Below are 12,264 nucleotides of genomic sequence, written 5' to 3' on the forward strand. Positions count from 1 at the left end.
CGGTGCCGCTGTTGTTCAGCGGGTCCAGGTTGGCCTGGAAGGACCAGGACTCGCTGGAGGTCGAGGTGGCGGCGCCATCGGTTGCTCCGCCGTGCTCGGAGTGGGCCATGGCTGGGCCTGCGCCCAGAAGCATTGCGCCGAGCGCGAGGGTGGGGACGGCGAACAGTTTGGATTTAAACATTTGAGGGACTCCTCGTCACAGTGGGTGTGGCCGTGACCAGGGACTCCTGGCCGCGACTTCCTCAGAGTAACCCACGTCACTATCATTTCCAGAAATATTTCGTCATTCTAACTACCGCTGGATCAATTGCGAGGAGCCGGTCGCGGTGATCTCTTTTCCGATATGGCAATCAAAAGCTCATACGCCCGGGGTATTCGAGTGCTGCTGTCCCTGAATGGCCCTCTCGACCTCAGCCGACGAGGGTGGCGTAGACCACGTAGTTGTCCTCGTATTCTCCGGTGGCCTGGTCGTATCCGTCGCAGGTGATCAGTCGGAGTTCGGGGTCTTCGGTGTTGCCGTAGACCTCGAGGGTGGGGAAGGTGTTCTTGCCGTATTGCTCGGCCTTGGTGACCACGAAGGTCGCGGTGTCGCCGTCTTCTTGTCCCACGGTGATCTCGTCGCCTTCGACGAGTTCTGGCAGATCAGCGAAGACCCCTGGCTCACCGAGAGAGTCATCGACATGGCCCAGCAATACTGAAGGGCCTTGCTCGCCTGGGGCGGGGGATCCGGTGTACCAGCTGGCTGGGGAACCTGGGTCACCGGGTGGGACCTCCAGGGTGCCGTTGTCCCTCAGGCCTAAGTGCAGCAGCTCGGAGCTGGCATCGATGGCCGGGATCTCGAACGCGGCGGGGGGTGCGGTCTCGGTGGCGGCCTCGTTGCTCTGGTCTTCGGCGTCTTCAGGTCCGTCGGCTTCGTCGGGTGTCGGTGTCGGGGAGGCTTCAACCTCACCCTCGTCGTCACGGTCTGCGTCGGTCTCTGTTGGTTCAGCTGGCTCATCCGCTTCCGGAGTGCCTGCCTCGGACTCGACCACCGCGGTGGCGGTGTCTTCCCCGGCACCCGGATCGTCGTCCTGCCCGGGTGAACATGCCGAGATCGCCAGTATCAGTGCGGTGGCGATGGTCAGTGCCGCACCACGGTGCCGGCCGCCGGAGGCCGCACAGGTGGTCTCGTGGTGGTGCCGAGGGAGAGGAGACATCAAGGTTCTCTTTCGGGTTGGACCTGCTGGGCTGCGCTCTGGTCCGGGTGGCGGGGACAAGGAGGAGGCCGAGGCGGCGGATCTTGTGGGCTGGTCAGTCACGCGATCTCGTGGCTTGCCCACGTCGACCTCTCCAGAAGTGACCGACGCCCGTGAGGAGCTTCTCGGGATTCTGTGACGGGCAGGGGTGGCCCCACTTCAAACTCGGAAGTTCGAAGTGGGGCCACCGCTGGAGGCGCATCGCTGTGACGCGATGCATGAGCCCTCAGGCTCGATTCGACCGGTCAGAGACCGGTCGAATCGAGATCAGGACTCGACGGTGCGCTGGCGCATGAAGAAGGCACCGGCACCGATGGCGCCGAGGGCGAGTGCGCCGCCGCCGGCGGCCATGGCCACACTGGCGCCCTGTGAGCCGCCGGAGACGCCGGTGTCGGCGCCGCCTTCAGGCATCCCGTCCATCTGGGAGGCGGTCAGGGTGCCGCAGGCAGCGGGAAGAGTCGCAGCGTTGGGCAGGGACTCATCGAGCTCGCTCTGCTTGTTCGCGGCTTCCTCGGTCAGCACGGCTGGGTCCACGCCGTGGACCACGACGACGCCGGTGCCGTCGACGATGGAGGCCAGCACGTCATCGGGGATCTCCAGGCTGCGCTCGTAGGTGTAGCTGCTGCCCCCGGGGAACCGCTCGACCGCGAGGCCGGAGTCCGGTGAGGTGTCGCCTTCGGTGGTCAGTGAGGTGCCGATGCCGCCGTAGAAGGGTGCGCCTTCTTCGACGTTGATGGCGCCGTCGCCGTCGACGTCAGCCTCGGGGCCGGGGCAGGTGCCCTGGGCGCCGAAGTGGATGTGCTGGGCGTGGGGGAAGGGTCCGTCCATGAAGGTCTCGGCTGCGCCGTCGACGGTCATGTAGACCGTGGCCTGGTTGCCCTGGCCCTCGATGAGCACGTCACCGACGGTGCCGCTGTTGTTCAGCGGGTCCAGGTTGGCCTGGAAGGACCAGGACTCGCTGGAGGTCGAGGTGGCGGCGCCATCGGTTGCTCCGCCGTGCTCGGAGTGGGCCATGGCTGGGCCTGCGCCCAGAAGCATTGCGCCGAGCGCGAGGGTGGGGACGGCGAACAGTTTGGATTTAAACATTTGAGGGACTCCTCGTCACAGTGATTTGGTCGCACGGCCTCTGATCGTGGTGTCGACCAGGCCATGTACGCGGAGTTCGGAGCGACATCAGGATCGGATGGTGAAAATCCAAAAAAAGTTTCTCAGCTCACCGATCCGCCTCAACTAGCTAAACCTTTATCGATATCGAAAGACTCATTATTCTCCGCGCGGGAAGTGCTGGGATCCGCTGTGTCGGACCGGCCATTCGGTCTCTAACTGGCGAGGGTGGCGTAGACCACGTAGTTGTCCTCGTATTCTCCGGTGGCCTGGTCGTATCCGTCGCAGGTGATCAGTCGCAGTTCGGGGTCTTCGGTGTTGCCGTAGACCTCGAGGGTGGGGAAGGTGTTCTTGCCGTATTGCTCGGCCTTGGTGACCACGAAGGTCGCGGTGCCGCCGTCTTCTTGTCCCACGGTGATCTCGTCGCCTTCGACGAGTTCTGGCAGGTCAGCGAAGACCCCTGGCTCGCCGAGAGAGTCATCGACATGGCCCAGCAATACTGAAGGGCCTTGGTCGCCTGGGGCGGGGGATCCGGTGTACCAGCTGGCTGGGGAACCTGGGTCGCCCGGTGGGACCTCCAGGGTGCCGTTGTCCCTCAGGCCTAAGTGCAGCAGCTCGGAGCTGGCATCGATGGCCGGGATCTCGAACGCGGCGGGGGGTGCGGTCTCGGTGGCGGCCTCGTTGCTCTGGTCTTCGGCGTCTTCAGGTCCGTCGGCTTCGTCGGGTGTCGGTGTCGGGGAGGCTTCAACCTCACCCTCGTCGTCACGGTCTGCGTCGGTCTCTGTTGGTTCAGCTGGCTCATCCGCTTCCGGAGTGCCTGCCTCGGACTCGACCACCGCGGTGGCGGTGTCTTCCGCGGCACCCGGATCGTCGTCCTGCCCGGGTGAACATGCCGAGATCGCCAGCATCAGTGCGGTCGCCACCGCCAGTGCGGCGCCGCGGGGCCAGTGGTCTGCTGCCGACAGGGCGGTGTGGTTGTCGTGCCGAGGGAGAGGAGACATCAAGGTTCTCTTTCGGGTTGGACCTGCTGGGCTGCGCTCCGGTGCGGGTGGCCGATCTCGTCTAGAGGCAGATATGCCCATAATCTACAGTCCCTCCCATCGGAGGTGCGGCGACAGGGGCGCAGCAATGCTCCGGCCCCTGCCGACGACACGTCAGGAGTCTCTGCGGACCACGACCACCGTGACATCATCGGGGGCCTTTGCCTGCTCGGCACGGCGCAGCGCCTCCTTGACAGCACCTTCGAGACCCTGCTCGCGCAGGACCTGCTCCACCTGCCCGTAGGGGTCCTCGAGGTCCAGAAGGTCCAGGAGTCCATCGCTGCAGGAGAGCAGGGCATCTCCGGGGTGCAGCTGCACGGTGTTCAGTCCGTGGGGCTCGCCCATGCCCATCGCCAGCGGCAGCCCGGTGGATTCCAGGTGCTCCCAGCTGCCGTCGGCGCGATGGATGAAGCTCAGGCTGTGTCCGCCGTCGACGTAGCTGATCTGGCCGGTGCGGGTGTCGATGTCGGCGCAGAACATGGTGACGAACATGTGCAGATCACCGATGTCCTGCTCCAGGAGAGAATCGATCTCAGCGACCGTGGCCTGCAGGGAACGCTCCGGAGCGGTGCGCATCGAGGCGCGGACGGCGGAGGCGATGATCCCTGCGCCGAGGCCCTTGCCCATGACGTCGGCCAGGGTGACCCGCAGCTGATCCCCCCGGAGAGCCACATCATGGAAGTCCCCAGAGACGCACCCGGCCGGGGCGGAGCCGGCGGTGACGGTGAATCCCGCGGGCTGGGGGAGATTGCGGGGAGTCTGTGCGCGCTGGACCACGACGGCATGGTCCAGCTCCTGCTGCTGCGCCAGTTCGGTCTGGACCCAGCGGGCGAGATCTTCGAGAAGGTCGCGTTCCTGCTCATCGAGCTCACGAGGCTTGGTGTCGATGAGGCACAGCGCTCCCACCTGTTCGCCGCCCGGGGCCTGCAACGGGTGACCGGCATAGAAGCGCAGGTGTGGGGCGCCTTCGACATAGGGACTCGCCGCGAACGCCTCATCCTGCTTCAGGTCTTCGATGACCAGGGTGCCGGTCTGCTGGATGGTTGATTCGCAGAATGCGTACTTGCGGGGAGTTTCTCGGCTGCCGAGCCCGACCGAGGACTTGCTCCACTGGCGATCATTGTCGAGGAGATTCACGCTCACCATGGGTACGTCGAAGAGCTCTTGAGCCATCCGCGTGATCCGGTCCACACGCTCGTCGCGCGGCGTGTCGAGAATCTTCATGGCGTCGAGCGCGCTCTGTCGCTTCTTTTCGTCGATCATTCCAGAACCCCTCAAGCTTTTCGTTCAGAAAGTACCTGATAGTGACTTTAGTCCATGTCAGGGGTGTTTTCTGAAATCGCCGGTGTCACAAATTGAATTGAGGGTTTTCCGCGCTGATCGAGTCGAATCTGCTGCGTATGACTTGAACCCGCTATGGGCGCATGATTTCCCGTTCAGCTCCGGTTGGGCAGGATCATGTTCGTCATCCGGGCGGTCGAGAGGCGGCGGCCGGCGTCGTCGGTCATCACGATCTCGTGGCTGGTCAGCTGCCGGCCCAGGTTGATCGGGGTACAGGTGGCCGTGACCATGCCCTCGGTGACCGAGCGATGGTGGGTGGCGCCGAGCTCGGTGCCCACCACGGCATTGTCCACACCCAGGTTGACCCGCGCGTGCAGGATCGCGGCGATCGAGCCGAGCGTCTCGGCGAGCACCATATGCGCGCCACCGTGGAAGAGGCCCATGTTCTGCTCGTTGCCCGCCACCGGGAGGGTGGCCACCATCTTGTCCGGGTGCATCTCCACGTAGCGCAGCCCCATCTTCACGCCCAGCGGAGTGACCCCATGCGGGCCGGTCCACTGCTGATACTCCTCAGGGATCCCGGCGGCCTCCATCCGGGCGGCGCGCTCCTGCTCGTCGGGGAAAGGGGTGGGCGCACCGGGGACGGCGCTGCTGGAAAGGTGGTCGAGGGCGTCAGGCTGAGAAGTCATGGGCTCCAGTTTAGATGCCGGCGGGGAGCGACGGACATCCGCCCCACGAACCGGAGCGGCGTGGGGCCCGTGAGAGGTCTGGGGTGAGCGCGGGGGTCGCGATAGGCTGGGGCTCGTGTCAACTAGTCCCAATAAACTCCTGGTCATCGACGGTCACTCCATGGCGTTCAGGGCCTTCTACGCCCTGCCCACCGAGAGCTTCCTGACGGATTCCGGCCAATACACCAATGCGGTGCACGGCTTCACGAACATGCTGCTCAAGCTGATCCGTGAGGAGCTGCCCACCCACGTGATCCTCGCCTTCGACCTGGACACGCCCACCTTCCGGCACACCTCCTACGCCGAATACAAGGGAGGCCGCGCGAAGACCCCCGAGGAGTTCCGCGGCCAGATCGACCTGATCAAGCAGGTCGCCGAGGGGATGAACATCGCCACGGTGACCCTGGAGGGCTACGAGGCCGATGACATCGTCGCCACCTACGCCACGAAGGCCGACACCGCCGGCTGGGAGACCCTCATCGTCTCCGGCGACCGCGACACCCTGCAGCTCGTCACTGAACGCACCACCCTGATGTACCCCACCTCGGGACTCTCCAAGGTCGCGATGCTCGACCCCGCCGGGGTGGAGGAGAAGTACCTGGTCCCGCCGCTGAAGTACCCGGACCTCGCCGCACTGGTGGGGGAGTCCGCGGACAACCTGCCCGGCGTGCCGAAGGTCGGGCCCAAGACGGCGGCGAAGTGGATCACCGAATACGGCTCCACCCGCGGGATCATCGAGAACGCCCACCTGATCGGCGGCAAGGCCGGGGAGAACCTGCGGGAGGCACTCGCCGATGTGGAGCGCAACCTGGAGCTGAACCTGCTGCTCCGCGACCTCGAGCTGCCCGTGGCGCTGGAGGACTCAGAGCTGAAGGTCCCTGACCGCGAGGTGCTGGAGCCGCTCTTCGACGCGCTGCAGTTCAACCAGATCCGTGAACGGCTCTTCGAGACCTTCGCCGCCCGTTTCCCGGAGACCGTGGTCGCGCCCACCCCCACCGACGCGCTCCCCGCGGTCACAGTGACCGAACAGGCCGAGGAGATCTCCGCGTTCCTCAAGGCCCACGCCGGAGCCCCGATGGCGATCGCGGTCTGCCTGGACCGCGCCGGTGAATCGCTGACCACCAAGCCCAAGCGCGACGAAGCCGCCCGTGTGGCTGAGGCACTCGCCGTCGTGCTGGTGCCCTCGGCTTCCGGGGACGTGGCTGGAGCTGCTGATGCTGCCAAGACTGCAGAGACCGACGACGACGCCGGGGAGCCTGCCGCCGAGCCGACCGGCATCCCCGCGCTGGCGCTCTCGCTGACCTCGCTCGACGCGGCCGCCGACGCAGTCTTCGCCGAGTGGCTGCAGGACCCGGAAGCGCCGAAGCTGGTCCACGACATCAAGGACGCCGGCAAGCGGCTGGCCTGGCGCGGACTGCGCCTGCGCGGCGCCGTGGAGGACACCCTGATCTCCGGCTACCTGATCCAGCCGGACCGGCGGAACTTCGCCTTCACCGAGCTGGTCACCCAGTACCTGGGAGCCTCCACCGACCCGGCCTCCTACCTCGGCGGCCACAGCGAGGACGACGCCGAGGCGTCCGGACCGCAGGGCCCGGACCTGTTCTCCTCTCAGGACCTGCTGCCCGGGGTGACGGCGGAGGACCTGGACACCGCCGCGCTGCACGGGATGCTGCTGCACCAGCTCTCCCAGGCGCTGGGGGAGCAGCTGGTCGAGCGCAACGGCGAGAAGCTGCTGCGCGAGATGGAGATCCCGCTGGCCGAGATCCTGCTGCAGATGGAGCTCACCGGCATCGCGGTGAGCCCGGAGAAGCTGGACGCCCTGGACGCCGAGTTCGCCGCCGCCATCGAGGCCTCCGCGCAGGAGGCCTACGCCGTGGTCGGGCACGAGGTGAAGCTCGGCTCGCCCAAGCAGCTGCAGACCGTGCTGTTCGAGGAGCTCGAGCTGCCCACCGCCGGGGTGAAGAAGAACAAGACCGGCTACTCCACCGATGTGGAGACGCTGCAGGCGCTGCTGATCAAGACCCAGAACGACTTCCTGGTGCACCTGATGAACCACCGGGACTCCACCAAGCTGCGCCAGACCGTCACCGGGCTGATGGAGGCCGTCACCGGGGATGGGCGGATCCACACCACCTATGCGCAGACCGTGGCCGCCACCGGACGGCTCTCTTCGCTGCACCCGAATCTGCAGAACATCCCGGTCCGCACCGCCGCCGGTCGGAAGATCCGCGACGCCTTCGTGGTCGGCTCCGGCTACGAGACCCTGCTGACCGCCGACTACTCGCAGATCGAGATGCGCATCATGGCGCACCTCTCCGGGGACCAGGCACTGATCGAGGCGTTCCGCGCCGGGGAGGACCTGCACAACTTCGTCGGCGCCAAAGTCTTCGGGGTCGAGGCTTCGGAGATCACCCCGGAGCAGCGCTCCAAGGTCAAGGCGATGAGCTACGGGCTGGCCTACGGGCTTTCGAGCTTCGGGCTGTCCAAGCAGCTGGGCATCGGGGTCGATGAGGCCCGGAACCTGATGAACGAATACTTCGAACGCTTCGGCGGGGTCCGCGACTACCTGCGCGAAGTGGTCACCCAGGCGAAGCAGGACGGGTTCACCTCCACCCTCTTCGGGCGGCGCCGCTACCTTCCGGACCTGAGCAGCGAGAACCGGCAGCTGCGCCAGATGGCCGAACGGGCCGCGCTGAATGCCCCGATCCAGGGCTCCGCGGCGGACATCATCAAGCAGGCGATGATCGGCGTGGACTCCGCGCTGCGCTCCGAGGGCCTCGAGTCCCGGCTGCTGCTGCAGGTCCACGATGAGCTCATCTTCGAGGTGGCCTCGGGGGAGCGCGAGGCCCTGGAGAAGCTGGTCACCACCCACATGGGTGCCGCCACCGAGCTCGACGTCCCACTGGATGTGCACGTGGGCGTGGGCTCCTCCTGGCACGAGGCCGCACACTAGGTGTACTGAGTCACGACGTTGGCGACGCCGGCTCGGCAGGAGTCGTTGCGCCACCGGTGTGGATCCGCTCAGGGGCCGGCGACCTGCTCAGCGGCTGAACAGGGCCCCGAGCCCCTGGACGCGAGCCGGGTGGCCGGCCAGGCGGAGCCCCTGCCAGGCGGTGACCTGGTTGGCCGTGAGCACGGGCACGCCCAGGGCCTCCTCGAGCCGGGGCAGCACGGCGATCGTGTGCAGTGCAGTGTCCGGGATCAGCAGGCACTGCGCGCCGGTCAGGTCGGCGGCGCGGGCGGCCTCGAGCACCCACTCGGCGTCCAACAATCCCGCGTCCTCGCCGCTGGGAACGTCGTAGGTGGACAGCGCGCTCACCGCGATTCCCTCCTGCCCCAGGAATCGCATGAAGTGCGAGGCGACTTCCTCGGGATAGGTCGCGGCCACCGCGACCCTGCTCAGCCCCAGGTGGTGCACCGCCTCGGCGAAGGCCAGGGAGGTGGAGGAGGACGGGACGCCAGCGGCTTCCTCGATCCATCCGGCCTGCTCCCGGCAGCCATCCCGGCCATAGACGAAACTGCCCGAGGTGCACGCCCACATCACGGAGTCGGGGGAGAGCTCGCGGGCCTTCTCGGCGGACGGCACCAGGTTGTTCCGAGATCCGAGAGCCAGCAGCGCGTCGACATCGTGGTCGGTGCGGCCCTCCCAGGTGTGGATCACCCGGAACGAGGTGTCCGGGATGAGTTGTTCGAGAGCGGGGAACTCGTCCTCCGCGCTGTATCCGGGGTAGAGGATCGCGAGGGTATGCATGGTGGTGGAGGCCCTCTCGTGGTGCGTGACTGGTCTCCCCGAAAAACCTACAGGTAGATTGTAGACAACCATAGGTCGCCGTTCCGTGGCGCCTGCAGTCCATCGAACGGAGACTGCTGATGACCCGATACCTCACCATCACCTTGGAGAAGCGCGGCGTCACCGCCAGGGCGCGCCTGCTCGACGTTGAGGCCCCGCGCACCGCCGAGGCCGTATGGCAGGCCCTGCCCCAGTCCGGACAGGTGTTCCACGGCAAGTTCGCGCGCAACGAGATCTACGCCCTCGTCCCCGCCTTCGCCGCCGAAGAGCCTGGCCCCGAGAACCAGACGATCACGCCGATCCCGGGGGACCTGTGTTATTTCACCTTCGAGGGCGTGCTCAACAATCCCGCCTACGGATACGACGCCTCCGCGGGGACCGCTGAGAACCGGTTGTTGATCGATCTCGCCGTCTTCTATGGACGCAACAATCTGCTGGTCAACGGTGACGTCGGGTGGGTTCCGGCGAATGTCTTCGCCACGATCGAGGAAGGACTCGACGAGCTCGCCGCCGCGTGCCAGGACGTCTGGATGGGCGGTGCCCGAGGGGAGACGCTGAGCTTCGCGCGGGCCGACGCCGACCCGAAACACGGCATGCGCTGATCAGGATGGTCACTGTTCAGAGTTAACACTCCAGGTCGCAGTCGGTACCTGACGTAGCATCTTGACCATGGGCCCCTCCGCCGTCAGCGACTGGCCACCCCAGAGCCGGGCCACCGGCGAAAACAGGCATGTAGTTCGTTCAGGCACCACTGTTCTACTCGGCAGAAGGGGCTCCACCGTCAAATCTCGTTCTGGAACTGAATCCGTCTTCCAACGAATGGTCCACATCTCACGGCCGGTGCTGTGGATCAATACCATTGGTCCCGCCGTCCTGGGAATGTGGCTGGCCGGTCACTTGTGGCATTGGGATGCATGGGCGTTGATCTTGTGGCTGACGCTGCCATTCAACCTGCTCATCTACGGCGTCAATGACATCTTCGATCAAGAAACCGACGCGCTCAATCCGCGTAAGGGGTCTTTTGAAGGCGCCCGGATTCGCTCTGGTGAGGTCTTCCCGATATGGGTCGCAGTTCTTGTGACCAATCTTCCGTTCCTGACTTACTTCGTGTGGGCGCTTCCCGGTGATGCACTGCTGTGGATAGGGCTCTACCTGTTGGTGTTCGTCTTCTATTCCGCGCCACCATTACGGTTCAAGGCCCGTCCGTATCTGGATTCGGTCAGCAACGCCGCCTATGCCCTGCCGATGGTCTTTGTTCCGCTCGCCCTAGGATCCGGTCCGGTCTGGGCCGCTGCTGTGGCGCTCATGGCATGGAGCGCGGCCAAGCACACTTTCGACGCAGTCCAAGACATCGAGGAAGACGAGGCGGCCGGAATCACCACCACGGCAGTGCGCCTCGGTGTTCGCGGGGTGGTGCTCTGGAGTGGACTCTGGTGGACGGCAGCTACGATCGGCTTTGCAATGGTCAACGTTCCGGTCGCGCTTGTCAACGCGCTGATCAGCGGTTGGCTGCTCTACATGCTGTTCCGCTCCCCCCTCAGCACCACCGCCCATGGTTTGTACCGCCACTCCATCGCCTTTCCCTATGTCGCCGGAGCTGTGGCCGGCATTCAACTGGCTGCGGCGCTGCTGCTGGGGTGGTACCCATGAGCCGTGTCGTGGTGGTCGGTGGCGGAGTGGCGGGCCTGACGGCCGCAGTGCTCTCAGCCTGGGCAGGACACGCTGTCACGCTTCTGGAAGCTAGCTCGGCACTGGGCGGCAAGAGTCGCCGTATCGAAGTTGGTGGTCAAACCATCGACACCGGCCCTTCGCTGTTCACATTCCCGGCCGTCTGGCAGGAACTGCTGCGCCGACTGGATGACTCCAGTCAGGATCCATCCTTGGCGGCCGAAGAGACAGCAAGGCTGAATCTGGAGCGGCTTCCGGAAGTAGGTCGGTACTACTTCCGCGGGCAGGTCTGTTCACTGCCGGTTCCGCCGGGACACCCGTGGCACCCGGCGTGGGAGCGTTTCGCTGCGCTGCACGGACCCATCGGGCCGGATGTGACCCGGCTTCTGACCACGGCCGTGCTGGCACGCGATGCACGCCCCTCCCTGGCTCTTCTGGGGCGACTCTACGGGCACCGGCTCACTACCCGCAGCTATCTCGACAGCCTCACCTGGCTGCCCGACGGGCTGCGCGAAGTGATCGCCATCCACACACTCAACGCGGGGGTGGGCCCATCCCGCACCCCGGCGTTGTATGCCAGCATGCCTGCGGTGATGGCCCAAGACGGGGTGTGGGTGCCGCAGGGCGGCGTCCACGAACTGGTGCGGGCCCTCGAGCGGCTGGCGCGAGCTGCCGGGGTCGATGTTCGCACCGATGAGGCCGTCCTTGACCTGGAGCGGGGACACGTCAGGACTGCCCAGAACGTATATCGGGCGGACGCCGTGGTCAGCGGCATGGACGCCGACCGCCTCGAGGGACTGCTGCGTGGGCGCACACCTCGACCGCCGCGGAAGCTCTCCTGCTCAGCGGTCGCCGTGTACGCCTCGCTCAAGCGTCCCCTCCCGGCGGATATGTCGCGGCACAGCGTGGTTCTGCCCGAGGATCCCACCGCGCTCTACGCGAGTCTGGAGGCTCAACGCGAGCCGACCCAGACCATGGCGTTTCTCAATCACTACCCAGCCACGGACTCAGGCCCCAATACCGCCGACACACTCGCAGTGCTGCTGACAGCGCCCTCAAATGGACAGCGCTATGGCCTCAACAGTGCCTTTGTCGACCGAGAACTTCGCCGCGTGTGGACCACGGCTGGGCTGCCCGGAAGTTTCGACACGTGTATCGAGGAGAGCACCATCCTGGATCCGAACTATTTCAGTCTCACAGGCGCGTCCGGAGGTGCCCTGTATGGACCGATCCGTCCTTTGTTGATGAGCGGGCCCCTGCACCGTCCAGCTCACCATGGCCTGAGGCGGCCATGGCTGTGGCGGGTAGGTGCCTCGGTCCATCCGGGCGGAGGATTGCCGGCAGTGATGGGCGGGGCCATGATCGCGATGGATGGGATGCTTCGCGCACTGCCGCCCGGGCCTGGCGGGCGCAGCTGA

10 protein-coding genes and 1 pseudogene are annotated in these 12,264 nt (G+C 65.9%); 4 read left to right on the forward strand and 7 right to left on the reverse strand.

The features are described from left to right. The 6 genes and pseudogenes from LTH96_RS03855 to LTH96_RS03880 form a co-directional block, all read right to left on the reverse strand. Nucleotides 1-181: pseudogene (locus LTH96_RS03855) on the reverse strand (hypothetical protein); the annotation flags it as partial. 229 nt (nucleotides 182-410) lie between these two features. Beyond that, on the reverse strand, nucleotides 411-1,196 hold the full coding sequence (locus LTH96_RS03860; protein ID WP_241464454.1) for a class F sortase: 786 nt from the start codon (nucleotides 1,194-1,196) through the stop codon (nucleotides 411-413). 306 nt (nucleotides 1,197-1,502) lie between these two features. Then, nucleotides 1,503-2,321, reverse strand: a complete 819-nt coding sequence (locus LTH96_RS03865; RefSeq protein ID WP_241464455.1) for a hypothetical protein — start codon at nucleotides 2,319-2,321, stop codon at nucleotides 1,503-1,505. A gap of 233 nt (nucleotides 2,322-2,554) precedes the next feature. Beyond that, complete coding sequence (locus LTH96_RS03870; protein WP_241464456.1) at nucleotides 2,555-3,340, reverse strand: sortase domain-bontaining protein; 786 nt, start codon at nucleotides 3,338-3,340, stop codon at nucleotides 2,555-2,557. Nucleotides 3,341-3,493: 153 nt separating this feature from the next. After that, nucleotides 3,494-4,642 (reverse strand): GAF domain-containing SpoIIE family protein phosphatase, encoded by a 1,149-nt coding sequence (locus LTH96_RS03875; protein WP_241464457.1) that lies wholly within the window; start codon nucleotides 4,640-4,642, stop codon nucleotides 3,494-3,496. A 173-nt stretch (nucleotides 4,643-4,815) separates the two neighbouring features. Further along, entirely contained in the window at nucleotides 4,816-5,349 is a 534-nt protein-coding gene (locus LTH96_RS03880) for a hotdog fold thioesterase (RefSeq protein ID WP_241464458.1), read from the reverse strand. Nucleotides 5,350-5,509: 160 nt separating this feature from the next. Here LTH96_RS03880 and polA point away from each other — a divergent pair, with 160 nt between their 5' ends. Continuing rightward, nucleotides 5,510-8,341: a DNA polymerase I gene (polA, locus tag LTH96_RS03885; protein WP_241465065.1), complete on the forward strand. Its 2,832-nt coding sequence runs from the start codon at nucleotides 5,510-5,512 to the stop codon at nucleotides 8,339-8,341. Between the two features lie 87 nt (nucleotides 8,342-8,428). Here polA and LTH96_RS03890 read toward each other — a convergent pair whose 3' ends face one another. Next, entirely contained in the window at nucleotides 8,429-9,139 is a 711-nt protein-coding gene (locus LTH96_RS03890) for a maleate cis-trans isomerase (protein ID WP_241464459.1), read from the reverse strand. Nucleotides 9,140-9,258: 119 nt separating this feature from the next. Here LTH96_RS03890 and LTH96_RS03895 point away from each other — a divergent pair, with 119 nt between their 5' ends. The 3 genes from LTH96_RS03895 to LTH96_RS03905 all read left to right on the forward strand — a co-directional run bounded on the left by LTH96_RS03895 (nucleotide 9,259) and on the right by LTH96_RS03905 (nucleotide 12,264). Further along, a complete protein-coding gene (locus tag LTH96_RS03895) occupies nucleotides 9,259-9,780 on the forward strand; it encodes a DUF3830 family protein (RefSeq protein ID WP_241464460.1) in 522 nt (173 codons plus the stop codon). 67 nt (nucleotides 9,781-9,847) lie between these two features. Continuing rightward, nucleotides 9,848-10,828 (forward strand): UbiA family prenyltransferase, encoded by a 981-nt coding sequence (locus tag LTH96_RS03900; RefSeq protein WP_370644381.1) that lies wholly within the window; start codon nucleotides 9,848-9,850, stop codon nucleotides 10,826-10,828. Then, nucleotides 10,825-12,264 carry an NAD(P)/FAD-dependent oxidoreductase gene (locus LTH96_RS03905; RefSeq protein ID WP_241464461.1) on the forward strand — a complete coding sequence of 480 codons (1,440 nt, stop codon included), beginning with the start codon at nucleotides 10,825-10,827 and terminating at the stop codon, nucleotides 12,262-12,264. The genes LTH96_RS03900 and LTH96_RS03905 overlap by 4 nt, the downstream gene beginning before the upstream one ends.

It is taken from the genome of Nesterenkonia sp. LB17 (genome assembly GCF_022565915.1).
Classification (GTDB): Bacteria; Actinomycetota; Actinomycetes; order Actinomycetales; family Micrococcaceae; genus Nesterenkonia.

Bases quoted from the DNA above. Each gene is read 5' to 3' on its own strand.
- LTH96_RS03905 (WP_241464461.1), top strand. From the start codon at position 10,825: ATGAGCCGTGTCGTGGTGGTCGGTGGCGGAGTGGCGGGCCTGACGGCC.
- LTH96_RS03870 (WP_241464456.1), bottom strand. From the start codon at position 3,340: ATGTCTCCTCTCCCTCGGCACGACAACCACACCGCCCTGTCGGCAGCA.
- LTH96_RS03900 (WP_370644381.1), top strand. From the start codon at position 9,848: ATGGGCCCCTCCGCCGTCAGCGACTGGCCACCCCAGAGCCGGGCCACC.
- LTH96_RS03895 (WP_241464460.1), top strand. From the start codon at position 9,259: ATGACCCGATACCTCACCATCACCTTGGAGAAGCGCGGCGTCACCGCC.
- LTH96_RS03860 (WP_241464454.1), bottom strand. From the start codon at position 1,196: ATGTCTCCTCTCCCTCGGCACCACCACGAGACCACCTGTGCGGCCTCC.
- LTH96_RS03865 (WP_241464455.1), bottom strand. From the start codon at position 2,321: ATGTTTAAATCCAAACTGTTCGCCGTCCCCACCCTCGCGCTCGGCGCA.
- polA (WP_241465065.1), top strand. From the start codon at position 5,510: ATGGCGTTCAGGGCCTTCTACGCCCTGCCCACCGAGAGCTTCCTGACG.
- LTH96_RS03875 (WP_241464457.1), bottom strand. From the start codon at position 4,642: ATGATCGACGAAAAGAAGCGACAGAGCGCGCTCGACGCCATGAAGATT.
- LTH96_RS03890 (WP_241464459.1), bottom strand. From the start codon at position 9,139: ATGCATACCCTCGCGATCCTCTACCCCGGATACAGCGCGGAGGACGAG.
- LTH96_RS03880 (WP_241464458.1), bottom strand. From the start codon at position 5,349: ATGACTTCTCAGCCTGACGCCCTCGACCACCTTTCCAGCAGCGCCGTC.